This is a genomic window from Halomonas sp. WWR20 (genome assembly GCF_054602495.1).
This window is the reverse complement of record NZ_JBTRHR010000001.1, coordinates 571,164-593,923: the sequence shown is the minus strand read 5'-3', so window position 1 is coordinate 593,923 and position 22,760 is coordinate 571,164. Positions and strand designations below refer to the sequence as shown.

General features: G+C 57.4%; 23 protein-coding genes. 13 read left to right on the top strand and 10 right to left on the bottom strand.

Annotated features, from left to right (window positions below; genetic code table 11):
- Window positions 1-39 precede the first annotated feature (39 nt).
- Genes ACW4DH_RS02780 through ACW4DH_RS02770 form a run of 3 tightly spaced genes read left to right on the top strand, consistent with a single transcriptional unit; the run spans window position 40 to window position 2,938 of the window.
- Window positions 40-945 (top strand): carbohydrate ABC transporter permease, encoded by a 906-nt coding sequence (locus tag ACW4DH_RS02780; protein WP_459634816.1) that lies wholly within the window; start codon window positions 40-42, stop codon window positions 943-945.
- Window positions 945-1,817: a carbohydrate ABC transporter permease gene (locus ACW4DH_RS02775; protein ID WP_459634935.1), complete on the top strand. Its 873-nt coding sequence runs from the start codon at window positions 945-947 to the stop codon at window positions 1,815-1,817. Before ACW4DH_RS02780 ends, ACW4DH_RS02775 begins: the two co-directional genes overlap by 1 nt.
- Window positions 1,818-1,822: 5 nt before the next feature.
- The gene (locus tag ACW4DH_RS02770) at window positions 1,823-2,938 is read left to right on the top strand and encodes an ABC transporter ATP-binding protein (RefSeq protein WP_459634815.1); all 1,116 of its coding nucleotides are present in this window, start codon (window positions 1,823-1,825) and stop codon (window positions 2,936-2,938) included.
- 67 nt (window positions 2,939-3,005) lie between these two features.
- Here the strand turns inward: ACW4DH_RS02770 and asd are convergent, their stop codons facing one another.
- On the bottom strand, window positions 3,006-3,869 hold the full coding sequence (asd, locus tag ACW4DH_RS02765; protein ID WP_459634814.1) for an archaetidylserine decarboxylase: 864 nt from the start codon (window positions 3,867-3,869) through the stop codon (window positions 3,006-3,008).
- A 267-nt stretch (window positions 3,870-4,136) separates the two neighbouring features.
- On the opposite strand from asd, the gene ACW4DH_RS02760 reads away from it, so the two are divergent.
- The 6 genes from ACW4DH_RS02760 to argC all read left to right on the top strand — a co-directional run bounded on the left by ACW4DH_RS02760 (window position 4,137) and on the right by argC (window position 10,597).
- Complete coding sequence (locus ACW4DH_RS02760) at window positions 4,137-4,385, top strand: helix-turn-helix domain-containing transcriptional regulator (protein WP_459634813.1); 249 nt, start codon at window positions 4,137-4,139, stop codon at window positions 4,383-4,385.
- A 663-nt stretch (window positions 4,386-5,048) separates the two neighbouring features.
- The gene (locus ACW4DH_RS02755; RefSeq protein ID WP_459634812.1) at window positions 5,049-5,858 is read left to right on the top strand and encodes a 2OG-Fe(II)-dependent halogenase WelO5 family protein; all 810 of its coding nucleotides are present in this window, start codon (window positions 5,049-5,051) and stop codon (window positions 5,856-5,858) included.
- A 50-nt stretch (window positions 5,859-5,908) separates the two neighbouring features.
- On the top strand, window positions 5,909-6,529 hold the full coding sequence (locus ACW4DH_RS02750; protein ID WP_459634811.1) for a LysE family translocator: 621 nt from the start codon (window positions 5,909-5,911) through the stop codon (window positions 6,527-6,529).
- Window positions 6,530-6,827: 298 nt separating this feature from the next.
- Window positions 6,828-7,475: an alanyl-tRNA editing protein gene (locus ACW4DH_RS02745; RefSeq protein WP_459634810.1), complete on the top strand. Its 648-nt coding sequence runs from the start codon at window positions 6,828-6,830 to the stop codon at window positions 7,473-7,475.
- A 249-nt stretch (window positions 7,476-7,724) separates the two neighbouring features.
- Window positions 7,725-8,375, top strand: a complete 651-nt coding sequence (locus ACW4DH_RS02740) for a LysE family translocator (RefSeq protein ID WP_459634809.1) — start codon at window positions 7,725-7,727, stop codon at window positions 8,373-8,375.
- Window positions 8,376-9,532: 1,157 nt separating this feature from the next.
- A complete protein-coding gene (argC, locus tag ACW4DH_RS02735; RefSeq protein ID WP_459634808.1) occupies window positions 9,533-10,597 on the top strand; it encodes an N-acetyl-gamma-glutamyl-phosphate reductase in 1,065 nt (354 codons plus the stop codon).
- Between the two features lie 328 nt (window positions 10,598-10,925).
- On the opposite strand, the gene ACW4DH_RS02730 is transcribed toward argC, so the two are convergent.
- The 5 genes from ACW4DH_RS02730 to ACW4DH_RS02710 form a co-directional block, all read right to left on the bottom strand.
- Window positions 10,926-11,375 (bottom strand): nucleotide triphosphate diphosphatase NUDT15, encoded by a 450-nt coding sequence (locus ACW4DH_RS02730; protein ID WP_459634807.1) that lies wholly within the window; start codon window positions 11,373-11,375, stop codon window positions 10,926-10,928.
- Window positions 11,376-11,391: 16 nt separating this feature from the next.
- Complete coding sequence (locus ACW4DH_RS02725) at window positions 11,392-11,757, bottom strand: helix-turn-helix domain-containing protein (protein ID WP_459634806.1); 366 nt, start codon at window positions 11,755-11,757, stop codon at window positions 11,392-11,394.
- Window positions 11,754-12,050 carry a type II toxin-antitoxin system HigB family toxin gene (locus ACW4DH_RS02720; protein ID WP_459634805.1) on the bottom strand — a complete coding sequence of 99 codons (297 nt, stop codon included), beginning with the start codon at window positions 12,048-12,050 and terminating at the stop codon, window positions 11,754-11,756. The genes ACW4DH_RS02725 and ACW4DH_RS02720 overlap by 4 nt, the downstream gene beginning before the upstream one ends.
- 248 nt (window positions 12,051-12,298) lie before the next feature.
- Complete coding sequence (locus ACW4DH_RS02715; protein WP_459634804.1) at window positions 12,299-12,754, bottom strand: nucleotide triphosphate diphosphatase NUDT15; 456 nt, start codon at window positions 12,752-12,754, stop codon at window positions 12,299-12,301.
- Entirely contained in the window at window positions 12,754-14,013 is a 1,260-nt protein-coding gene (locus ACW4DH_RS02710) for an FAD-dependent oxidoreductase (RefSeq protein WP_459634803.1), read from the bottom strand. Before ACW4DH_RS02710 ends, ACW4DH_RS02715 begins: the two co-directional genes overlap by 1 nt.
- Before the next feature lie 173 nt (window positions 14,014-14,186).
- Here ACW4DH_RS02710 and ACW4DH_RS02705 point away from each other — a divergent pair, with 173 nt between their 5' ends.
- The gene (locus ACW4DH_RS02705) at window positions 14,187-14,783 is read left to right on the top strand and encodes a TetR/AcrR family transcriptional regulator (protein WP_459634802.1); all 597 of its coding nucleotides are present in this window, start codon (window positions 14,187-14,189) and stop codon (window positions 14,781-14,783) included.
- Between the two features lie 71 nt (window positions 14,784-14,854).
- Here ACW4DH_RS02705 and ACW4DH_RS02700 read toward each other — a convergent pair whose 3' ends face one another.
- Window positions 14,855-15,685 (bottom strand): sulfurtransferase, encoded by an 831-nt coding sequence (locus ACW4DH_RS02700; protein WP_459634801.1) that lies wholly within the window; start codon window positions 15,683-15,685, stop codon window positions 14,855-14,857.
- 184 nt (window positions 15,686-15,869) lie between these two features.
- Between ACW4DH_RS02700 and ACW4DH_RS02695 the strand changes: the two genes are divergently transcribed.
- Window positions 15,870-17,204, top strand: a complete 1,335-nt coding sequence (locus ACW4DH_RS02695; RefSeq protein WP_459634800.1) for an NCS2 family permease — start codon at window positions 15,870-15,872, stop codon at window positions 17,202-17,204.
- 83 nt (window positions 17,205-17,287) lie between these two features.
- Here the strand turns inward: ACW4DH_RS02695 and ACW4DH_RS02690 are convergent, their stop codons facing one another.
- Together ACW4DH_RS02690 and rsgA are read right to left on the bottom strand one after the other, a co-directional pair.
- On the bottom strand, window positions 17,288-18,205 hold the full coding sequence (locus ACW4DH_RS02690; protein WP_459634799.1) for a thioesterase family protein: 918 nt from the start codon (window positions 18,203-18,205) through the stop codon (window positions 17,288-17,290).
- A 30-nt stretch (window positions 18,206-18,235) separates the two neighbouring features.
- Window positions 18,236-19,258, bottom strand: coding sequence for a small ribosomal subunit biogenesis GTPase RsgA (gene rsgA / locus ACW4DH_RS02685; protein ID WP_459634798.1), 1,023 nt, complete (start codon window positions 19,256-19,258; stop codon window positions 18,236-18,238).
- Between the two features lie 95 nt (window positions 19,259-19,353).
- On the opposite strand from rsgA, the gene orn reads away from it, so the two are divergent.
- Window positions 19,354-19,923 carry an oligoribonuclease gene (gene orn / locus ACW4DH_RS02680; protein ID WP_459634797.1) on the top strand — a complete coding sequence of 190 codons (570 nt, stop codon included), beginning with the start codon at window positions 19,354-19,356 and terminating at the stop codon, window positions 19,921-19,923.
- A 152-nt stretch (window positions 19,924-20,075) separates the two neighbouring features.
- Here the strand turns inward: orn and queG are convergent, their stop codons facing one another.
- The gene (gene queG / locus ACW4DH_RS02675; protein WP_459634934.1) at window positions 20,076-21,161 is read right to left on the bottom strand and encodes a tRNA epoxyqueuosine(34) reductase QueG; all 1,086 of its coding nucleotides are present in this window, start codon (window positions 21,159-21,161) and stop codon (window positions 20,076-20,078) included.
- A gap of 92 nt (window positions 21,162-21,253) precedes the next feature.
- Here queG and ACW4DH_RS02670 point away from each other — a divergent pair, with 92 nt between their 5' ends.
- On the top strand, window positions 21,254-22,759 hold the full coding sequence (locus ACW4DH_RS02670; protein WP_459634796.1) for an NAD(P)H-hydrate dehydratase: 1,506 nt from the start codon (window positions 21,254-21,256) through the stop codon (window positions 22,757-22,759).
- The last annotated feature ends 1 nt before the right edge of the window (window position 22,760 follow it).

Below are 22,760 nucleotides of genomic sequence, written 5' to 3'. Positions count from 1 at the left end.
TTTCTTCGGGCTTTCTTCTCTTACGTTAGGAACGCTGTCATGCCTCGTTCATCTTCGAAACGCGAGATAGGAGCGCGTGCGCGCTGGCAGGCCTGGTTGCCGAAGCTTGTGCTGTCACCCTCACTCTTTCTCGTACTGTTTTTCGTCTATGGCTTCATTCTATGGACGACCTATATCTCGTTCAGCGCCTCGGACATGCTACCCGACTATACCTGGGTTGGCTGGCATCAATGGTCGCGGCTGTGGAGTTCGTGGACCTGGGGTATCGCGCTGCACAATATCTGGATCTTCAGCTTGCTTTACATCGTCAGCTGTACGGTGCTGGGACTGTTGCTGGCGATTCTGCTTGATCAACGCATTCGTGCCGAAGGCGTGCTGCGTACCCTCTATCTCTATCCGATGGCCCTGTCGTTCATCGTCACCGGCACCGCCTGGCAGTGGTTCCTGAATCCCGGACTGGGGCTCGAGAAGACCATGCATGAGTTAGGCTGGACCAGCTTCAGCTTCAACTGGCTGATCAATGCCGATATGGCGATCTACACGATAGTGATCGCCGCGGTATGGCAGGCGACCGGCTTCGTGATGGCGATGTTTCTTGCCGGATTGCGCGGCATCGATGGCGAGATAATCAAGGCCGCGCAGATCGACGGCGCACCGGCCTGGAAAATCTACCTGCGCATCATCATTCCGCAGCTGCGTCCGGTATTTCTCAGCGCGGTGGTAGTGCTGGCGCATCTGGCGATCAAAAGCTTCGACCTGGTCGTGGCCATGACCGGCGGTGGACCGGGCAATGCCACTACGGTACCGGCGACGTTCATGTACTCCTACGCCTTCTCGCGTAACGAGATGGGCATCGCCGCGGCCAGCGCAGTGTTCATGCTCGCGGTCATCGCCGCGCTGATCGTGCCGTATCTGTATTCCGAGCTGCGAGGATCGCGTTCATGATGACGCCCGCTCCGACGTCGCGTGCCGGGATGTGGCAGCGCGCTTTTCTCTATATGGTGCTGATCGTGTTTGCGGTGCTGTTCTTGATGCCGCTCTACGTGATGCTGACGACTTCATTCAAGACGCTGGCCGAAATCCACCAGGGCAATATGTTGGCCCTGCCCGAGCAGTGGACGCTCCGGCCATGGCGCGAGGCGTGGGGCAGTGCCTGTATCGGCCTCGATTGCAACGGCATCAACGGCTATTTCTTCAACAGTCTCAAGATCGTCATACCGGCGGTCATCATTTCCGCCCTGTTCGGCGCCTTCAATGGCTACGTGTTGACCAAGTGGCGCTTTCGCGGCCATCAGATCGTGTTTGGCCTGATCCTGTTTGGATGCTTCATTCCATTTCAGATCATTCTGTTGCCCATGGCCCGTGTGCTGGGCATTTTGCACCTGGCCAACACCACGCCCGGACTGGTATTGGTGCATGTCGTCTACGGCATCGGCTTTACCACGTTGTTCTTTCGCAACTACTACGAGACCTTCCCCAACGAGTTGATCCGTGCCGCGATGCTCGACGGCGCCGGTTTCTTCACCATCTTCTTCCGCATTCTGCTGCCCGCTTCGGGGCCGATCATCGTCGTCACCGTAATCTGGCAATTCACCAACGTATGGAACGATTTCCTGTTCGGCGTCTCCTTCACCTCCGGCGATAATGCCCCGATCACGGTGGCGCTCAACAACCTGGTCAACAGCTCCACCGGGGTCAAGGCCTACAACGTCAACATGGCGGCGGCAATGTTCGCGGCCGTGCCGACACTGATCGTCTACATACTGGCGGGTAAATATTTCGTGCGCGGGCTCATGTCCGGGTCGGTCAAGGGCTGATGAAAATGAGTTTTCTGCATATCGACAACGTCAAGAAGCGCTTCGGTGACACGACCGTCCTAAAGGGGATCGACATCACGATCGAGAAAGGCGATTTCCTCGTCCTGGTCGGCCCGTCGGGCTGCGGTAAGTCGACCTTGCTCAACATGATCGCCGGGCTCGATTCGATCAGCGAGGGTGAGTTGCGCCTCAACGGTGAAGTCATCAGTCATGTGCATCCATCGCAGCGCAACATCGCGATGGTGTTTCAGTCCTACGCGCTCTATCCCAGCATGACGGTAGCGCAGAACATCGGCTTCGGACTGGAAATGCGCAAGGTGCCCAAGGCTGAGCGCAAGAAGGCGATCCAGCGCGTGGCGCAGTTGCTGCAGATCGAGGCATTGCTTGATCGCAAACCGGCCCAGCTCTCCGGGGGGCAGCGTCAGCGCGTGGCGATGGGGCGCGCACTGGTTCGCGAACCGCAGCTGTTCCTGTTCGACGAGCCACTTTCCAACCTGGATGCCAAATTGCGTCTCGACATGCGTACCGAGATCAAGCAATTGCACCAGCGTCTCAAGGCCACCATCGTTTATGTGACACACGATCAGATCGAGGCGATGACGCTGGCGACGCGCATCGCGGTGATGCGTGGCGGAGAAGTTCAGCAGTTGGGCTCGCCGCATGAGGTCTATGACGACCCCAATAATCTATTCGTCGCCAGCTTCATGGGCTCACCGTCGATGAATCTGATCGAGGCGAGTGTCGAGCAGGGCGAGGAAGCACTGGTGGCCGCGATCGAGACCGCAGACGGCCCCCCGCTCAGGTTGCCAATAGTACGTGATCGCGAGGCGCTGACGGCCTATACGGGGCGTAAGGTGATTCTCGGTCTGCGCCCCGAGGCGATCACCGACCCGCGCAGCGCCAATCATCAGGACGGCATCATTCATGAAGCGGAGTTGAGCGTTGATATCCTCGAGCCGACCGGCGCCGATCTCTATGCGGTAACGCAGCTCGGCGGGCGTGAAGTCAATGCACGAATGCGCGCGGGCACGCCGATCGAAATAGGCGCGCGTACTCCCTTTGCCTTCGACGTGGCGCGGATGGTGGCGTTCGATCCGGAAAGTGAGGCACGCATTCGCTGAGGCGAGAGTGCCTTGGTACGACGATGGCGAGTGGGGCATGCCGCTGTCGCGACGACGACCTACCGGATCAGTCGGCGGGTGTGCCCTCGGCTGCTGTCGGCCAATCTCCCAGAGACTGGCCCATGCGTACGATGAAGTCGTCGCTGAGCTCGCTTGAGAAATCGATCTGGTCGGCGAAGCACATCACCACGGTGGAACCCAGCTTGAAGCGGCCCATCTCGTCGCCCTTGGCGAGCGTGATCGGCTCGTTGTAGCGAGTCGTCTGCACCTGCCCCGTCTTGGGCGTGACCTGCCCCGCCCACACGGTCTCGATGGCCGCCACGATCATCGCGCCCACCAGCACCATGGCCATGGGACCATACTCGGTATCGAAGATGCAGACCAGGCGCTCGTTACGGGCGAACAGGTCGGGGATATGACTGACCGAGGCCTGGTTGACCGAAAAGATCCGGCCCGGTACGTAGGCCATTTCGCGCAGCGTGCCGCCAACCGGCATGTGGACGCGGTGGTAGTCGCGCGGGGCGAGATAGACGGTGGCGAAGCTGCCGTGGCGGAAGGGCTCGGCGCGCCGATCATCGCCGCCGAGCAGGGCGTTCAGGGAATAGGTGTGCCCTTTGGCCTGTAGCAGCGTGCCATCATCGATACGGCCAAACTGGGCCAGGGTGCCGTCGGTAGGCGAGATCAGCCCCGGCCCGACAGGGCGGGCATCTGGCTTCAGCGCGCGGGTGAAGAAGTCGTTGAAGCAGGCATAGGCTGCGGGATCGGGCTCCAGCGCCTGGCTCATGTCGACGTTGTAGGCGCGGATGAAGCGCTTGATAAACGTGTCCTTCAGCCAGGTGGAGCGACTCTCGGCGATCCGCCCTACCAGACGCGATATCAGATGGTGGGGCAGGGGATACTGAATGAGGGAAAACAGCTGATCGCGATCCACGTTGCAGATTCCTGGCACGGATGAGCCCGCCACGATAGTCGCAGCGACGCGATGGTGCAATAGAGTGGCTATGGTGATCGTCGAGAACCCAGGCGACTAAATGAAGAAACGCCAGCAGACCGATATCGATCATGTCAAGGCACTGCGCGACGAATACAAACGGCGTAAACGTCAGGCGAAGAAGGAGGGAAGTGAGATGGTACTGGCCCGCGATTTCAAGACAAAATCGGGGCTCGCGTCGGGCACGATCCAGCGTTTGCGAAAGCCATGCTGGATGAGGCCGTCACACTGTTTCTCAATGGCGAGCCCGACACCGCTCGCTTGATGCTGCGCGATCTGATCAATGCAACCCTGGGCTTCGAGGCGTTGGCCGACGAAACCGGCAAGCCCAGCAAGAGCCTGCATCGCATGCTGTCCTCGGAGGGCAATCCCGGCATGGATAATCTGTCCGCGATCACCGGGGCTTTGCGCAAGACACTGAAGGTCAACCTGGAGGTTCGTACTGTCAGCGCATGAATACGTCTCGCTGCGTGAAGGTAATGTACTTGGCGGGACAATCTTTTCGGCGTTTTTGTCTTGGCTCTGCCCTATTAGCCTGCCATTTCCACGTCGCCATTCACCTCGCACCCGCGTGCTGAGACGATGGCACCAGCAGCGGATGAGCGAGCTGACGTAAGCCAGCCCACCCGAGCCCCTTCAGCAAAAGGCTCCACGGCCCAGGGCGCTCGACCCTAGGCCTCACTGAATGCCAAGAAACTCACCGTATCTTACCGATGCTTCATATCCACCCTCCGGTGGGCGCTACCCGCTGATGCATGTCCTTGGCGAACATACAGTGACGCCATGACTGGATACGTCGACTGATTAAATTAATTTTAATTCAATAAGTTAAAAGAATTTAAGCAGATCTTGTAAATTGAGGTTGATCTGCGAGTATTCAGGTATTAATGTCTAAAGAAACGAGACGTTTCGTATCTAAAAAGAAGTAATGCTTTTGGCTGGTGAAGGTGAAGCGGTACCGGCAAGGCTCTGGATGAGTACTGTGCATTGCTCAGCGGTAACGTGGTTTGGGTTTACCCCATGTTGTCTTTTAGACGTGTGCGTCACGCACTAGCAACAAGATAGCAAAATTAACGTTATCTATTTGGCTTTTGACTATCAGGTTTTAGGAGATGAAGAATGGTAATTAATTCTGGCACGCCTACTCCTGTACATACTCTCTTTGAACCGATATGCAGTGAACAGTTAGAGAAAGAAGACTTAATCAGGGTGGTAACTGGGACGGCATCAGTATTGAGGGTAAGAAATTTCTTTAGCTATGACTTGTGTAGCGCAATTAGTATCAATCTAAAAAATGCTGAACTTGGTGCTTATGATGAACAAGTGGTAACGCCGCGCATAGCTAAGTTAGGCCCAGCTGTCTATGACTACTATTTAGATGCTAAGCTTGGTGAAGATTATTGGCAGCATCGAGACCAATCTAATGATCATCGAGCCCGCCTCTTAGCAGCCGGCGATCCACTAGATGTTGCGGTCAGAGTTTTATCTAGGGCTTGGGGCTCTCCGATAGAAAAGGCAACGATCGGAGGAGAAAAACTTTTTGCTGGTATGATTCGTGAGATAAATAGCAGCGCACGTATTCATTTTGATGAAATTGAAAGAGAGCTGCCAGGCAGTCTAGACTGTTCCCCAGTGGTTCAAATGGCTTTTAACTGTTTTATAGACATGCCCCGAGAGGGTGGTGAGGTAACAGATTTTCGCCGTAAATGGCTCCCGAGCGATGAAAAGCATCGTGATGGATATGGTTATTCAGAATGCTTAGTAGAAAATGAGCCTGCCATCTCCATTCGACCTGAAATAGGAGATGCCATTTTCTTTGATCCAAGAAACTACCATAGAGTTGAATCTAACAGGAGTGAAGGGAGGAGAATAACACTATCGTTCTTCATAGGAATTAACGCCAACGGAAATTTAATGATATGGTCTTAAATAAAGCGGCTACATGAGCGGATAGTTTTTTTGAAAAATGAGTTCTCATAATGATCGCTGATATGATCAATTGGGCCTTGGTTATGGCGCTTCCGGGGCCCGACATTGTAGCCATCGCCTCAAGTACGATTAGATATGGTCGTAGTGCCGGTTTTAGAACTGCCACTGGTGTTACGCTTGGAGTAGCAATCTGGTCCTTGCTTTCATTGATTGGAATTACGGCAATCTTAAACACTGTTCCTGTCCTGAGGAATATGCTGCCTGTTATAGGTGCTTTAGTTCTTATTGGTCTGGGAGTGTTCAATCTTTTGAAATGTTTTCCTATAGGCAATCGTGCGAACGATAAAGACGAGGGCTCTCAGGGCTATTCATATAGCCTGCCTAATGCATTTAGATATGGATTGCTTACTAATATTTCGAATCCTAAGGCTCTCGTTTTCTTTACAGCAATTTTTACTCCAATGATGGCTGACTATAGCGGCATAGTAAATAAAATGCTTGCTTTCTCAATGCTGATTTTTATTAGCTTTTTGGTCTTTAATGCCATGGCTGTTATGTTCAGCTTTTTTTCTTCAAATAAAATATCTCATAAGAGGTTTTTTAATATTGCTCCTGGCGTTGTTTTTGTTTTTATCGGAGGGTATTATTTGACGGTTCTGCTTTTAAGGTAACCTGAGCTAGCGCTTGGGTTGTATTTGATGTTGGTCGCTGGATTTAGATCGGTTGCTTTTATGCGGGCAGGCAGTAAACAATAATTAAACTTTTCCTAAGTATTGGCTAAAATATTTTGATTCTCGGCATAGTGGGGTTGTGTTTGAAGTGAATATCCATTAGTAGAAGTTAGCTGGTTGTCAGCGCTTTGGTCGAATCTATTAATAACGATATGGGGTGCGCTATTTTTAGGTTGATAAATGTTCGATAAAGCGAATTTCCATTCTGTGTAACGAGTAAAGCCTTGAGAGGAGTGTCATGACTGTACGGCGTTATCTTGAAGATCCAGCTCTGACCGGTGAAGTCACGGTCACCTCGGTCGTAACCAGCGAAAAGCCAATTATTAGAGTGGCCGAAACTTGGTTCCATCCCCAAGGAGGAGGCCAAAAAGGGGATCGAGGGAGGATTGGAGATGTAGAGGTGCTCGATACCCGTTTCTCACCGGATGGGCAGATCGATCATATCGTCAGCGATGCGGGTCAGATCCAGCCTGGCATGAAACTCCCCTTTGTCATCGACGAAGAGCAGCGCATGATCAACATGCGCATGCATAGTGCTGGCCATCTCATTGCGGGTGTCGTCGAAGTCCGCTTCCCTGGTCTGGTCGCGGTTTCTGGCCATCACTGGCCAGGGGAGGGGCGCGTCGAGTTTCGGGAAGAAACTCAAACCGACATTACCCAGGCCGAGGTGGAACTTTTGGTGCGTGAGGCAATCGAGGCCGACCTGAAAGTAGCCATCAGGGATGACCCTTATACCAATCGTGTCTGTTCCATCGAGACCTACCGCTCCATTCCATGTGGCGGCACGCACGTCAGTTCAACGTCGGAGCTTGGTGATATTGAAATAAAAGGAATCAAGAGGAAGAAAGGCAAGCTCAGGATTGGGTACGATATTTCCATACGCTGAATCCTTCTGCATGGCAAACAAATGGTTCGACGCCAGGAAGTTCCAGGTATCCGTTTGCCGTTTCTCAAGGGTAAATCCAACTGATGTATTGCCGGGCGCTACAGGAGCCTGTCGAAAAACTGTGGCATCGCTATTGTGCGTCTTGGCTACGCAATCGTTGGTCCGGCAGCCATTGCAAGAATAAAAGCACAAACGCCCGTGAAAGAGATGGCGTGGTTGCAATGGGTATGGATGATGTAATGGATATAGATGATGGACGGACACCTTTTGAGTGGTATGCCGGGATTGATTCTCACCAGCGCAGTACTCATCGCCACCCCCGGTCCCAGCGTCATGTTCCTCATTGGGCAGGTCATTGCTGCGGGGCGCGCTCATGCTGCACGTAGCGTATTCGGCAATGCCCTGGGAATGTCACTGGTCGCAATCATTCTATCATTTGGGCTTGGCGAGCTGATCACCCGGAGTGACTATACACTCTTGGTGATTCGCCTGATTGGCGCACTGATCCTGATCATAATTGGTTTACAATACCTCCGCATGCGGGATCTACCTAATAAGGCGGAAGGCAATGATCAAGCCGCTAACCCCCGCTCCCTTGTCTCCGGGATCATAGTAGGTTTTACAAATCCCAAGGCCTTGATTATGTTCGGCGTCGTGGTGCCAAGTTTCTTGGCAGGAGGCGCAAGAAACCCCGCTTCTGTGCTGCTCCTTTATTCGTCCATACCTATTCTATTGGGTATCATGATCGATTTGGTCTGGGTCATGACAGCACATATCCTCAGCCGAAATGTGATCATGAAAAGGATGAACTTGCGGGCGATCAACAGGATTGGCGGGGTGCTCATTATTGTCATGTCGATTGTACTGGTCTGGGAGTCACTGGCTCCTTTGTTCTCATGACCACTGAAGAACGAACTTCGAAGTGACTCACCTGGAGTTTTTGCGGCATTCATGTACGCTCTCCGAAATCGAAAAGCGTCTGAGAATGAGTTCCAGGTGAGCGACACATTTGTAAGACTACGCCGAGTTGCAACACGCTGTAAGCTTGCCATCCCTCGGGACAAGGGGGCTCTGTGATAGGCTGATCACGGCATCGCTTGCCGGAAACAGGGAGGCGCTGTCTGCGGAAACTACGCGCAGTGGGCGAGGTAGCGCCAGTACAATGCAATGAGATGTTCAGTCCCGAGGCCTTCGAGGCCAGAAAGGTCGCATAGATATGTGCTCACGATTAGTGAGTAAGATCACGACGCGATCTTGGTAATTAAATCTTGGGACCCTTGGCGCAGCAACCTGTGCAGCGGGCCGGAGGTTTCAGGTTTTGGCTGCGGCAGGGCCTGTGGGGAAGAAGCGATCATGGCATATCCTGTTTATCGAGATATTGGTCGCCAGCCACTCTTCCTACCTCCTCATCACCTCATACCAGAAATCACCATGGCCCGCCGAGTAACCTGATCAATGCAGCCTTGAGTTTCGATGCACTGGCCTAGCGACATGACAAGCCCGGCAATACTCTTTCGTAAAAGGCTCTACGGCAAAGGGCGTTTGCCCTTGAGCCTGACCGCTACCGAGACAACTCATCATAATCTCTCGATGCTTCGTATCCGGCCCCGGCGGGCTCTGTCGGTCTTTCAGCGAAACGACATCGAAGAGTCTCCTGACGTCATTGATGAAAAAATTTCTTGAAATCGTAGTTGAAATAAAATGAATCGATGCGTATCGTATATTTTTTTAGAGACATTTTCGCTTAGATGGAAAACAGCGTGGCGAGAAGGAGAAATGTCCAATCTCTTCTCGGCGGTAGCGTGGGTAAAGGTTGGGAATCTCAACGCCTTTGACTGAAAGCCCGCACGTCCCGGTGTCTGTCAATGTGGAACCGCGCTTGTTAGGTTCTGATCAATATCAAATTAAGCCTGATACCATGGTTGGATTATGAGAGTTATTAGTGCTGAACTTGGTGGAATAAGCATCCAAAGGCTCACGCAAGACAATTATAATCCCTGCGGAAAGCCGGTCTCGCTGCATTCAGTTTATAAGCTACCTGCTGATTAGAGGGGAAAATGTCTAAAATTAGAGTTGGCGTTCTTGGTTCCAGTGGGTATATGAGTGGTGAACTTGTTCGCGTTCTGATCGAACATCCCCATATTTCTATATCATGGTGTGTCAGTAGAGAAAGCTTTCTGTTTTCTGACGTCCATCCAAATTTTTTGCCAAATATTAAAGTTGCATCTTCCTATGATGCTTTAAACTTTGACGTGGACGTGGTGGTCTCTGCCCTCCCACCTGAAGAGACTGCAAAGTGGGCTAAAGTATTCATTTCCAAAAAAATAAAATTTATAGATTTAGGTGCAACCTTTCGCCTAAAAGATGTCGATATTTGGGAGAAGGTTTACGGTCAGAAGCATAATGCATCAGAACTGGTCACTGAGGCGGTGTACGGACTTACCGAATTGCACTCCGTACAGATTAAATCTGCTTCATTAATCGCTAATCCGGGTTGCTTTTCCTCAGCGATGATCATTGGAATATTACCAGCACTAGAAAGCGGCTTTCTGCTCGCTGATGAAGTTTTCGTCACAGGCCTTTCAGGATCAGCGGGCATGGGAGCGGCCCTAACGAGGTCTGGGCATCATCCTGTCCTTGGTGATAATGCTGTAGTTTATAACGCTGTAGATCACAGGCATACTTACGAGGTAGAGCAGGAGCTAAATGCCGTTACGTCAAAGAACAATATTTCTATTCATTTTACACCTGTATACATACCTATCACTAGAGGTATAGTATGTATCTCTAGTTTTCGGATCGATCCTGCGATAGGGCGGAATGAGCTAATCGATGCATATATGAAAAAATATTCCGACAATTCTTTTGTGCATGTTGTCGATAGCGACATAAACATTGGTGATGAATGGGACTATACTGCTTATCCTTGGGTGAAGGCTGTCTCTGGCACTAATCATTGTTTTATTGGTGTCAATGTTGATCGCGAAAGGGGTCGAGCTGTCACAGTGTCTGTTTTAGATAGTTTAGGAAAGGGGGGCGCGCACGTCGCAGTTGAGAATATAAATCTTCTTTTCGGATTCTCTCCCCGAACCGGTTTAGAGCGATTGGCCATGTTTCCGTGAGGGTATTGAGTATTACATATTCGTAAGCAGTCCAACAACTACACCTACCGCCCACGCCGTTAAATCGATAAGGACTCTTTCCAGTGCCACGCTAGCAGGCGGTCAAGATCATCGGCTGACTCGATAATTCCGCGTGGCCAGTACGTTACTGATGTGGCCGTTGAGGCGTTCGATCGTGCCGTTGAACTGTAAGCGTCGGGGCTTAATCGGGCGATGCTCAATGCCATGTACTAAGGCCTTGGTCATGTTCGGTACAGTAGATACGGGCCTGGCTGGCGGCCGCGCAAGATTCTAAAGTGGCGAACTCTGCCGGAAGACTACGCTGAGTTCATTGGACGCTGTAAGCGCACCATCCATCTGGGCATTGATTGCCCTTCCATAAGCTGATCATTGCTTCGCTTGCAGGAAATAGAGGAGTGGGAAGGTCTGAGGGTGGAAACCACGCCCAGCGGGCGAAGACATCCGGCTCGGTCACTTGTGGTTCGGCGAGGTTGTCATCGAGGGATGCTTGCGCCGCGCCGGTGATCGCCGTGTGACGAGCGGTCAGTTGTTGCAGGATCGCGAAAATGGCGACCGGTCGTTGCGTGATAATGCCGGTTTCTTCGTGAAGTTCGCGCAGGGCGGCGGTCTCGAATGTCTCGCCGGGTTCGACGTGGCCTCCCGGCAAACACCAGCTGGGTGTTTCACCGGTCTTAATGCGGTGGCCGAGCAGGATGTTGCCATTGGCGCGAGTGACGATGACGCCAACGCCCACTCGGGAAGGATGAGCCTGAGCCATCAGGAGGTTGATAGGGTCAAGCCGCAACCTCACCGATCAGGCTCTCGTACGGAATGTTTAGCCCATCGTGGAGGCGCCTGATCATGTTGAGGCTGAGTTGACGCTTACGATTCAGCACCTCGGACACTCGCCCGCTTGGACCGATGTAAGCTTCCAAGTCGCGCTGGGTGAGCCCTTGCTGCTCCATCCGGAATTTGATGGCCTCTATGGGATCAGATGGCCCGATCGGATAATGCTCGTTCTCGTACTTTTCGATGAGAATGGACAGCACCTCGATTTCATCGGCCTCGGGCGTGCCATCGGCTGCGTCCCAAAGCTCATCGAGGCGGGCAAAAGCGGCCTGAAGGTCGGCGTCGTTATGGATAGGCTGAATATTCATCATACTGTCTCCGCATCTACTCGATCATACTGGGCGTGGGTACCAACGAAACGTACCCATGCGATCTGTTGCGCATACCTGATCGATACGATTACCCGGTACTTGTTACCGCCGATGTTGAATACGGCTCTTCCCGATTTAAGGATGCTAGCGGTACGGATCTCGGCTTTGAGTTCCTGGGGGGTGGCCCAAGTTGCTTTCGACATCATGTTGTACCACTCGGTGAGCGGTGTCTTTGCGTCGTCGTATCCCTGCTCCCAGAACGCCCGCAGAGTGCTTTTTGAGATAACTCTCATTGTATTCTCCCAATACGGGAGAAATGTATCGCTTCCCAGTACGGGAGTCAAGGCAAGAGTCTGTACTGTCCCCCCTAGAAACTCCACCGTTGCAACCGGTTACCTTGCCCTTGTAGCCGCCTGAGAGCAGTGTCCATGTACGAGAGGGATCAGGATGAAGGGATTAGTAGCGACTGAGGTGATTCTATAAATTGAACGGTTCATTCGGGCTTGGGAGTCGTCGTCGATAGGTCTGCTTTGACTGCCAATCAATCGGCAGAGCACAAGGAATAAATCCACCAGCCACTAGGGCAGGGAGCTTTGGCCCACACCTTTAGCATCGTTTCGCTAGCGGGAAAGAGCGGTTGTGGCAGGTCATCGCGGTGGAACCATCGCCATTGGGAGAAGACTTCCGGCTCGGTCACGCGAGGCTCGGCGATTTCGTCGCCAAGCGATACCTGCGCCGCGCCGGTGATCGCCGTGCAGTCGCTATCCAGTTGTTGCAGGAAGGCGAAGATCTCGACCGGTTGTCGGGTAGTGATGCCCGTCTCTTCCTGAAGCTCCCGCAGTGCCGCTGCCTCGAAGGTTTCTCCAGGCTCGACGTGCCCGCCGGGTAGGCACCAGGTGGGCGTTTCGCCGGCCTTGATGCGGTAGCCGAGCAGGATGTCGCCATTGGCGCGAGTGGCGATAACGCCGACACCGACGCGGGAACGAGGCTGAGCCATCAGGAAGGGCGCTCCAAGGTTTTCAGAACGGAACTGGCCGCGTAGTGGCCGCTGATGAATGCCGCCACGATACCACGGAACAAGCCGCAGGCGTCGCCGACGACCCAGGTGGGGCGATTCGGGATGCGTAACGTGCCATCGACCTGCGGGTACCAGCCGACCCCTTCCAGGGTCGGGCCGATCAGCCTCGTCTCGTCATGCTCGATGGCTGGGAAACGGTGAATGAGTTGCCTCAAGCCCTGGAGCATGGCCGTGGCCACCTCTTTACCGTAAACGGTGTCCATCGTCGAAACGGCGTCTTCTTGCCCTTCGAGCCATGCCTTGAGCGGGATCTCGTAATAGGCGCTGGGCTCGCGCATTGCGGTTCTGATTGTTTCGATGGTTCGCCTTGCCAGGGTTTCATCAAGGATGCGCGTATTGAAGCCGACGTTGGATCGCTGCGAGGGCGGGCCATCGGAATGTCCGGAGACCGTCCACAACCCCTGGGTCTGGGTGAAAACGGTTCGGCCGTTGCGGCAGGCACAGAAGGTTCGCCATTCGGTGGCATTGGATGCGGAACGCAGTGTCAGTTTGGGATCCAGATTGGAGAGAGGCTGAAAGAAGGCTAGGTCGCTGGGTTGCTCGATGCGAAACCCCACCTCCAGTCGGTGGAAGGTTTTCGTGAACTTGTCACCGAGCTCGAAAGCGCCAAAACGGCCGGTCGCCCAGATCAATGTTCGTGTGGCGATTTCGTAGTACCGCCGGGTGCCTTGCAGTCCTAGATAGTGTTGTCTTGCCGGCTCATCATAATGAAAGCTCGTCACGCGAGTCCGAGGGGCAATTTCGGCGTCGAGACTGTTCACCAGATCGAACACCAGTTCCAGGCGCGCCTGTAGTGAAAGATAGTCGGAAGGATAGTCCTTGAGCACCCAGTCGCCGACACCTGGGGTATAGGCACTGGCATCGGCCGGGAAGGGTGGGGTATCCAGGCCATAGGCGTTGAGTAAATCACAGGTCCAGGCATAGGCGTCATGCAGCGCTTCACGCCTGGGCAAGCGCCACAGGTGCGTTGCGGAAGGGAAGAACGAAAATTTCCCGTCCGAGTATAGACCGGCGCCACCATGGCCTTGCGTCAATTCGGCTTCCACCATCTTGTCCCGCCCGGCGATTTCGTGACCCTGGTCGATGAGAATGACCCGGCGCCCCCGGCGAGAGAGTCTTTGTGCGGCGGCCAAGCCCGCGGGGCCGGCACCGATGATGGCAACATCGTAGCGCTGCATAGTCGGCAATCTCGGCTAGCTGATTGACGTTACAAGTCCCGCAAGGCGCGAAATAGCCGCTGCGAAGCGTGTCGTGGTATCTTTGAGCCGCTAAAGATGAAGTCCGATACGAATCGTTTCGTATAAAGAAATATCCTAATCCTCTCGAGTGGCTTTCGGCAAGGGTGTCATCAATGTCTTCAATTTCCTTTCCAAGACCGGGTCGGCCGCGCAGTGCCTCGGCGGCCCCCAAGGCCATGCGGGCCGCATTGGACCTGGCGCTCGAAGGGGGTATCCAGCACGCCACCGTCGAGCGCGTTTCCGCCGAGTCGGGGGTGGCCAAGTCGACGCTCTACCGGCGCTGGCCGAATGCCGCGGCGATCGTCATGGACGCCTTCTTCGAGGAGGTGGGGCCGACGATTGCCTATGACGAGCAACTGCCCATCGTCGAGAAATTTTGCCAAAGCGTCGGGGCATTGGTGGAGGCATTAAAGGGATCGCGTGGGCAACTATTGCGGGAGTTGCTGGGGGCTGCACAAGCAGAACCCGACCTGCGCGAGGCGTTCTTGGAGCGGTGGATAGCACCCAGGCGCCGTCTGGGGCTCGAAGCCATCGAGGCGGCGGTCGAACGAGGCGAACTACGACCGGAAGTCGAGCCGGAACTGGCCTTGGATCTCATCTACGGCGCGGTTTACTACCATGTGACGGTGTCGTTCAGCGACATCGATCAGCGCTTCGTCGCTGCGCTGGTGGAGCGGGTGCTGGGCCCCTACCTCACCGCCCGAGCGTGACCAACCTATGGCGTATGTTCGGGCGGTGAGCGTGTAGTGAGGGGCAAGAGATCGGGAGGGAGCGCTGTTCGCTACTTTTCGACCGGCGTATCGTCGCGGTTGCCCCACTCCTGCCATGAGCCGGGATAGGCGCGGATGTTGGTAAAGCCCAGTGCCTTGCCCACCAGCCAGGTGAAGCCGCTGCGGTGGTGGCTCTGGCAGTGGGTGGCGATCTCCATGTCGGCGGTCAGGCCGCTGGCCTCGAGTTCGGTGGTCAGCTCGGCATAGTCACGGATGCGCAGCTGACGCTCCGGGTCCATGGCGCGGGTCCATTCGATATTGACCGCGCCGGGAATATGTCCCAGATGCGCGTTCTGGCCCTTCTCGCCACGGTACTCCTCCGGGGAGCGGGCGTCCCACACCGCCAGATTCCTCTCGCCCAGACGCTCGACGATTTCCTCGCGGCGGATCATGACCTCGGGGCGCAGATACTGCGCCTGATAGTCGCTCGGCGTCGGTGCGGACGGCTCAGTGGCGACGGGCTGGCCCTCGCCGCGCCAGGCATGAATGCCGCCGTTGAGATAGGAATAACGCGTGTGGCCGATCAGCTCGAGCGTCCACAGCAGGCGCCCGGCCCAGCCGCCGCCCTCGTCGTCGTAGGCCACCACGTGGGTATCGCGGGTCAGGCCCAGCGACGAGAACAGCTGAGACAGAGCGGCTTCATCGGGTACCTCGTTGGGCACCTTGCCGGTGCAGGCCAGCAGCTTGCGATAATCGAGGAATACCGCGCCGGGCACGTGCCCCTCGGCGTAACTCTCGGCCTTGAGCGGTACGTCGATGATCAGCAGCTGCGGGTCGTCCAGATGCTCGGCGAGCTGATCAGGTTCGACAATCAGCGCTAGCGGGGGGGCTTCGGAACTCATGAGGGACTCCTGGCGATGGTAAGCATGAAATGTTGCGCGAGCGGAGACGCATGGGACTGATAATGGCATAAACCAGCGGGAGAGGACGAGGAGCGTACCGGACATAGAGGTGAGGGGGAGGGCGACGATAGGTATACTCCGTGGCGTCCCGTCATTCCCATACTCACATCGTGGAGACTTCGTCGTGCTCGAACGACTCTTTGGCATTCGCGCCCAGGGCAGCACCCCGCGCATCGAGATCCTTGCGGGGATCGCCACCTTCCTGGCCTCGATGTACATCATCGTGGTCAACCCCTCGATTCTCAACGCCGCTGGCGTGCCGTTTTCCAGCGCCCTCACCGCCACCGTGCTGGTCAGCTTCTTCGGCAGCGTGATGATGGGGTTCTACGCACGTAACCCAGTGCTGGTGGCGCCGGGCATGGGTGTCAACGCGTTGTTCGCCTACACCATGGTGCTGGGCGGCGGCGTCGCCTGGGAAACGGCGCTGGGCTGCGTGTTCTGGGCCGGTGTGCTGTTCGCGCTGCTGGCGGTGTTCAACGTGCGCCAAAAGGTCATCGACGCGATTCCCGAGCAGTTGCGCTATGCGATTGCCAGCGGCATCGGACTGTTCATCAGCGTGATCGGCCTGGTCAATGCCAAGTTTCTGGTGCCCAACCCGGTCACGGTGGTGGGCATGGCATCACTCGACCCGGTGCTGGTGACCTTCCTGGTCGGCTTGGCGGTCACGGCGGTGCTGGTCGTGCGCAAGCTGCAGGGCGCACTGATCCTGGGCATTGCTTTCACTACGCTGGCCGCGATACCGATAGGCCGGTTATGGGGCAATGGCAGCCGTTACTTTCCCGAGGATATCGCTTCGCCGACCCTGGTCAACTTCAACGGCATCTTCGCCATGCCGGATTTCAGCGGCCTGCTGGCGCTGGATATCTGGGGCGCGCTGCAGATAGCCTATGCGCCATTCATTTTCGTGCTGCTGTTCACCACCTTCTTCGATGCGCTGTCGACCTTCATGGGGGTATCCGAGGCCGGGAACCTGAAGGACGCGGACGGCAACCCGCGCAACATCCGTCAGTCGATGATCGTCGATGCCGGTGCCGCGTTGCTCTCCGGCCCACTGGGGACCAGCCCGGCCAACGCCTACGTGGAATCCGCTGCCGGTATCAGCCAGGGCGGGCGGACAGGCTTGGTGGCGGTGGTTGCGGCGCTGCTGTTCCTGCCGTTTCTGTTTCTGTCACCGCTGCTGTCGCTGGTGCCGGGGATCGCCACGGCCCCGGCACTGATTCTGGTGGGCGTGTTCATGATGGAGCCGATCCGCAAGATTCACTGGCACAGCTTCGATGATGCCATTCCGGCCTTTCTGGCCATGGTCCTGATTCCGCTGACCTATTCGATTACCCACGGTATCGTGTTCGGGTTTCTGTCCTTCGTATTGATCAAGCTGGGCGTGGGCAAGCGTCACGAGATCAAGCCCACCATGTGGGTATTGTTCGTGCTGTCGTTGTTGCTGCTGTTCGAAGGTTGAAGCGGATGCTGTTCGAGGCGTGAGTCGCTGGCAGGAAAAGCGCCTCCGGTGTTCTGCCGGAGGCTATCGCGAAGGCGAGTGCTTCAAACGCTCAATCCCGGCACGATAAGTCGTTCGAGTGCGGCACGACGATCGTCGGGGATAGTGACGGCCTTGCGTGCGTCGAGGTCGAAAAGCACCACTACCGCCTCGGATGTCGCCAGGGCAGCGCCGGTGCTGGCATCCAGTAGCCAGTGACCGAGTTTGTAGGCCTTGGGGCCGACCTCTTTTACCGCACTGTGCAGAGTGATCACATCGCCCTCGCGGGGTGCCTGGTGGTACACGAAGCGATATTCCAGTGCGGCGCCCCCGATCCGGCCGCGCGAACGATCGTCGCCGCCCGCTTCCACCAGCAGGTTGGGGACGGCTTCGGCGACGATGCCCATGTAATGGCGGGTGGCCATGAAGCCCTGGCGGTCGCACTGGGCGGGACTGACAGTATTGAGGTAGGTCACGGGCATGTTCAGTCGCTGGGCTTCCTGCCGTGTGGGGGCTGAGCGTGGCGGATTGAGTTCCAGGCCGCGCGGCTGGCCGTGCTCGGGCAACTCGCAGCGCAGGGCGGCGGCCATCTCCAGAGCATGGGCCGGAATCGGCCGGACCTCACGGCTCTCGGTGTCGGCCAGATGCGCTCGAGTGACGAAGGTGGCGGCGACCTCGCCACTCGAGCGGCTGGTCATTTCCAGATAGATGCGGATCTCTTGAGGGCCGGCCTCGAGCACCCCGGCGCGAATATTCAATGCTGCACCGGGATGCTGCTCGCGAAGAAAGCGGATGTGCTGATCGAAGGCGACCAGCTTGGCGCTCTGCTGGCGAATGAACGCCGGGCCCAGCCCGAGGCGCTCGGCGAACACTGCCAGGGCGAGGGTGGCTTTCTCGACATAGAATTGCACGTTCAGATGGCCCATCTGGTCGCATTCCCAGGTCTGGACACTTCCGCGATAAACATCGAACAGCTCAGGCATGCTGGGTCGTCCTTAAGGGTTGTTATTGAATTACTGGGGCGTCAACGAGGCCAGAATCTGACGATAGCTGGCAAAGCGCTCGGGGAGAATATCGCCTCGCTCGACGGCTTCGAGCAGGGCGCAGCCGGGCTCGTTGATATGGCGGCAGTCACGAAAGCGGCAATGACCGAGAAACTCATGAAACTCGATGAAGCCCTCGGTGACCTGGTGTTCGTCAAGGTGAGTGAGGCCAAACTCACGAATGCCAGGCGAGTCGATCAGATCGCCTCCGGCAGGCAGGTGATAGAGCCGCGCGGTGGTGGTGGTGTGCGTTCCCTTGCGCGAGTCGACCGATAGCGCGCCGACGCGCAGTTCCTCATCGGGCAGCAGCCGGCCGATCAGTGAAGACTTGCCGACCCCGCTCTGGCCCACGAATACCGAGGTGCGCTCGGTAAGCCGGGCGTGCAGGGCATCGAGCCCCTGGGGGTGTTGAGTGGTGGCGCTGACCACCGGGTACCCCAACGCTGAGTAGCGGTCGAGCAGTTCACGCAGCGCACCGCCTTCCGCCGGTAACAGGTCGATTTTATTGAGGACCAGTACCGGTGCGATGCCGGTGGCCTCGGCGGCGATCAGATAGCGGTCGATGAGGTTGGCGTAGGGGGCTGGCTCCACGGCGAAGACGATCAGGATCTGGTCGATATTGGCGGCCACCGGCTTGAGCAGGCCACGGGAGTCGGGGCGCTCGAGCACGTTGTCGCGCTCGCCCTTGGCGACCACCACGCCGCTGGTGTCGCTGGCCTCGCGCCAGACGACCCAGTCGCCGGTAACCAGGGCGTCCAGGTTGGCACGCAGATGGCAGCGATGCAGCGACGACACTTCCTGGGTGTCGGTGGCTTCGACGTCCAGGGTGCGGCCGAAGTGGGCGATCACCCGTCCGGGGCGTTCCGGACCATATTCGCCGGCATCCAGTTTCAGATCATCCACGGAGGACTTCTTCTCGGCCCGGGCGGCGCGTTCGGCCTGGACCTTCTCGATGCGCCAGCGTTGCTGGCGGGACAGCTTGCGTTTGCTCATGCGACCTCGGGAGAGCGTACAATGCCCGGCATTGTAGCGGTCACAACGTTTATTGTCCGCTTGCACCGATAACCCATTCGTCAAGGAGTGCCTGCATGAGCGACATTCAGCCCCAAGAGCCGCGTTCCGATCTGCTGGTGTGGATCGATCTCGAAATGACCGGACTCGACCCCAACAAGGAGCGGATCATCGAGGTGGCGACACTGATCACCGATGCCGATCTCAACCTGATCGCCGAAGGTCCGGTCGTTGCCGTCCATCAGCCCGACAGCTTGATCGCGGCGATGGATGACTGGAACACCCGCACCCACGGCGAGTCGGGGCTGATCGAGCGGGTCAAGAACAGCGCCGCGGACACCGCCGAGGCTGAACGCCAGACGCTGGAATTCCTGCGCGCCTTCGTCACGCCGGGCAGCTCGCCCTTGTGCGGTAACAGCGTGCATCAGGATCGACGTTTCCTGGAGCGCGAAATGCCAGGGCTGGAGGCTTTTTTCCATTACCGCCATCTGGACGTGTCGACGCTCAAGGAACTGGCCAAACGCTGGAACCCCAAGGCATTGGAAGGCTTCACCAAGCGCAACACGCATCAGGCGCTGGATGATATTCGCGAATCGCTGGCGGAACTCGCCCACTATCGCAAGACTTTCCTCAAAACCCGTTCATGATCTGCTGCGCGTTGGCCATACGGCGTTGAACCCGTGATCAGAATGCTCATTTACTCCAGTAAACTCCGCTTCTTCGCACGGGTTCGCCTTGTCTGGCCTTTGCTCGCCAGCTCATGAAAGGTTTTTCCGCTAAGTGCCAAGTAAAATAGTACTTAGCTGTGCGCGATGAGTGCGCGGCGTCTGTCCCGCTGGCGCGCCAGCGCCCAGCGGACATGCTCGCGGACCAGGTCGGAAGGGTAGGACAACCGGGCGCGCAACGCGCTTTCGACGCTCTCGCTCCAGGGCGCGTTGCCCAGGCCCACGGCGAGGTTGCGCAACCAGCGTTCGTAACCGATACGGCGGATGGCGCTGCCGGCAGTGCGGCTCAGGAATTCCTCCTCGCTCCAGGCGAACAGCTTGACCAGCGAGGCGCGGTCGAGATCATGACGGGGGGCGAAATCCTCTTCATGGCTGGCGCGGGTGAAACGGGTGAAGGGACACACCAGTTGACAGTCGTCGCAGCCGTAGACCCGGTTGCCCATCGCCTCGCGATACTCTTCGGGAATCGCGCCGTGCAGTTCGATGGTGAGATAGGAGATGCAGCGCCGCGAGTCGACGACCTTGTCGTCGACGATGGCACCGGTGGGGCAGGCGCTGCGACAGCGCGAGCACTTGCCGCAGTGCTCGCTGTCGAAGGGTTCGTCGACGGGCAGCGGCAAGTCGGTGTACAACTCGCCGAGAAAGAACAGCGAGCCTGCCTGAGGATTGAGCAGCATCGAGTTCTTGCCGAACCAGCCCAGTCCGGCCTTCTGTGCCAGGGCGCGCTCCATGACGGGTGCAGAGTCGACGAAAGCCCGATAGCCGAAGGCGCCGACCTCGGTTTCGATCTTTCTGGCGAGTTCGGCCAGACGCTTGCGGATCAGCTTGTGATAATCACGGCCCAGGGCATAGCGCGACACATAGGCGCGCTCGCCCTGGCCGAGCACGCGGGTGGTCTCCACTTCGGGCGGCAGATAATCCATGCGTACACTGATGACCCGCAGGGTGCCGGGGACAAGTTGGTCGGGCCGGGTGCGCTTGGTGCCATGCTTGTCCATGAAGCCCATTTCGCCGTGATGGCCCGCCGCCAGCCAGCGCTCGAGATAGCGCTCGTGCATCTCGAGATCGGTGTCGGCAATGCCGACCTGCTGAAAGCCCAGCTCTCGGCCCCATTGTTTGATGGTGCTGGCCAGACGGGGGTAATCGATACTCTCGGACATGGAATAGAGTGTACTCTCGCCGATGCGGGCGCTCACCCTACATCAAGCTTATGGTGGCGTCACATCGAGGCGACGTTACCGTGGAGGACAGGATGCCGACTTCGACCCTGAAACCGCTGTATTTCTCCCACCAGACCCGTGAACTCGACCGACGCGCCATCGCCGGCGGCGTGTCCGGCCTTGCCCTGATGCAGCGCGCGGCGATGGCGGCCTTCGACATGCTGCGCGAACGCTGGCCACAGGCGCATCGCCTCAGTGTGGCCTGCGGGACGGGTAACAATGCCGGCGACGGTTATATCGTTGCGGCATTGGCGGCCAGCGCCGGGTTCCAGGTGCAACTGGTGGCAATCAAGGACCCTGCCGAGCTGACAGGCGACGCCGCACATGCCTACGCCATGGCCCGTGCCGCCGGGCTCGAGACGCTGCCCTGGCAGGCGGGGATGAGTCTTGAGGGTGACGTCATCGTCGATGCCCTGCTGGGAACCGGGCTGTCCGGCGAGGTTCGCGAGCCTTTTCACAGTGCCATCGCGGCGATCAATGCTAGTAGCATTCCCGTGTTGGCGGTGGATACCCCCTCGGGACTGTCGGTGGACAGCGGAGGCGTACTGGGCGTTGCCGTACGGGCGACCCTGACGGTGACCTTTATTGCCGACAAGTTCGGCCTGCACACCGGGGCGGCGGCGGATCATGTCGGCGAGTTGCGCCTGGCACCACTGGGCGTTGAGCCGCGAACTCATGACGATCTCGTGCCCGCCGCCGAACTGCTCGATGATCACCTGCTGACGGACTTCCTGCCGCCACGCCCGCGCGGCAGTCATAAAGGACATAACGGCCATGTGCTGGTTGTCGGCGGCGCTGCCGGCTTCGGTGGCGCGGCACTGATGGCCAGTGAGGCCGCGGCGCGCACTGGCGCCGGCAAGATCAGCCTGGCGACCGATGCCGCGCACGTGGCGGCGGCTCTGGTACGCTTGCCTGAGGTCATGGTGCGCAGCGTGCGCGGGGCGCCGGACCTGGCGGCGTTGCTGGAAATGGCGGACGTGCTCGTGTTGGGGCCGGGGTTGGGCCAGGACGCCTGGGGCCAGGGGCTGTGGCAGGCGGCCCTCAATGCGAGCAAGCCGTTGGTCGTGGATGCCGACGGGCTCAACCTGTTGGCACGCGATGATACCTGCGCGTCTTCCGGTTCCGCCACGGCGCGGCGCGAGGATTGGATCCTGACCCCTCACCCCGGCGAGGCGGCGCGTCTGCTGGCGTGTTCGGCCGGTGATATCCAGCATGACCGTCACGCGGCGGCCACCGAGTTGCAGCGTCGCTATGGCGGTGCCATCGTTCTCAAGGGGACCGGTACGCTGGTGGCCGACGCCGAGGGCGTGACGGTATGCCCTTTCGGGAATCCGGGGATGGCCAGTGGCGGAATGGGCGATGTCCTGTCCGGGGTGCTGGGGGCGTTGCTCGGTCAGGGGCTGGCGCCCGGCGATGCTGCCCGTGTCGGGGTTGTCTTGCATGCCATGGCGGCCGATAACGCGGCTCGAGATGCCGGGGAGCGTGGTCTGCTTGCCAGTGATCTGGCATGCTATGTCCGAAAATTGGCCAACCCGTAAT

What these genes read in the sequence shown, in the direction of transcription:
- ACW4DH_RS02715 (WP_459634804.1), bottom strand. Translation starts at nt 12,754, where the DNA reads ATGGCTCAGCCTCGTTCCCGCGTCGGTGTCGGCGTTATCGCCACTCGC.
- ACW4DH_RS02770 (WP_459634815.1), top strand. Translation starts at nt 1,823, where the DNA reads ATGAGTTTTCTGCATATCGACAACGTCAAGAAGCGCTTCGGTGACACG.
- rsgA (WP_459634798.1), bottom strand. Translation starts at nt 19,258, where the DNA reads ATGAGCAAACGCAAGCTGTCCCGCCAGCAACGCTGGCGCATCGAGAAG.
- ACW4DH_RS02710 (WP_459634803.1), bottom strand. Translation starts at nt 14,013, where the DNA reads ATGCAGCGCTACGATGTTGCCATCATCGGTGCCGGCCCCGCGGGCTTG.
- ACW4DH_RS02750 (WP_459634811.1), top strand. Translation starts at nt 5,909, where the DNA reads ATGATCGCTGATATGATCAATTGGGCCTTGGTTATGGCGCTTCCGGGG.
- queG (WP_459634934.1), bottom strand. Translation starts at nt 21,161, where the DNA reads ATGTCCGAGAGTATCGATTACCCCCGTCTGGCCAGCACCATCAAACAA.
- ACW4DH_RS02780 (WP_459634816.1), top strand. Translation starts at nt 40, where the DNA reads ATGCCTCGTTCATCTTCGAAACGCGAGATAGGAGCGCGTGCGCGCTGG.
- ACW4DH_RS02705 (WP_459634802.1), top strand. Translation starts at nt 14,187, where the DNA reads ATGTCTTCAATTTCCTTTCCAAGACCGGGTCGGCCGCGCAGTGCCTCG.
- ACW4DH_RS02700 (WP_459634801.1), bottom strand. Translation starts at nt 15,685, where the DNA reads ATGAGTTCCGAAGCCCCCCCGCTAGCGCTGATTGTCGAACCTGATCAG.
- ACW4DH_RS02775 (WP_459634935.1), top strand. Translation starts at nt 945, where the DNA reads ATGACGCCCGCTCCGACGTCGCGTGCCGGGATGTGGCAGCGCGCTTTT.
- ACW4DH_RS02720 (WP_459634805.1), bottom strand. Translation starts at nt 12,050, where the DNA reads ATGAGAGTTATCTCAAAAAGCACTCTGCGGGCGTTCTGGGAGCAGGGA.
- ACW4DH_RS02760 (WP_459634813.1), top strand. Translation starts at nt 4,137, where the DNA reads ATGCTGGATGAGGCCGTCACACTGTTTCTCAATGGCGAGCCCGACACC.
- ACW4DH_RS02745 (WP_459634810.1), top strand. Translation starts at nt 6,828, where the DNA reads ATGACTGTACGGCGTTATCTTGAAGATCCAGCTCTGACCGGTGAAGTC.
- ACW4DH_RS02725 (WP_459634806.1), bottom strand. Translation starts at nt 11,757, where the DNA reads ATGATGAATATTCAGCCTATCCATAACGACGCCGACCTTCAGGCCGCT.
- ACW4DH_RS02755 (WP_459634812.1), top strand. Translation starts at nt 5,049, where the DNA reads ATGGTAATTAATTCTGGCACGCCTACTCCTGTACATACTCTCTTTGAA.
- ACW4DH_RS02730 (WP_459634807.1), bottom strand. Translation starts at nt 11,375, where the DNA reads ATGGCTCAGGCTCATCCTTCCCGAGTGGGCGTTGGCGTCATCGTCACT.
- ACW4DH_RS02740 (WP_459634809.1), top strand. Translation starts at nt 7,725, where the DNA reads ATGATGGACGGACACCTTTTGAGTGGTATGCCGGGATTGATTCTCACC.
- ACW4DH_RS02670 (WP_459634796.1), top strand. Translation starts at nt 21,254, where the DNA reads ATGCCGACTTCGACCCTGAAACCGCTGTATTTCTCCCACCAGACCCGT.
- orn (WP_459634797.1), top strand. Translation starts at nt 19,354, where the DNA reads ATGAGCGACATTCAGCCCCAAGAGCCGCGTTCCGATCTGCTGGTGTGG.
- argC (WP_459634808.1), top strand. Translation starts at nt 9,533, where the DNA reads ATGTCTAAAATTAGAGTTGGCGTTCTTGGTTCCAGTGGGTATATGAGT.
- ACW4DH_RS02690 (WP_459634799.1), bottom strand. Translation starts at nt 18,205, where the DNA reads ATGCCTGAGCTGTTCGATGTTTATCGCGGAAGTGTCCAGACCTGGGAA.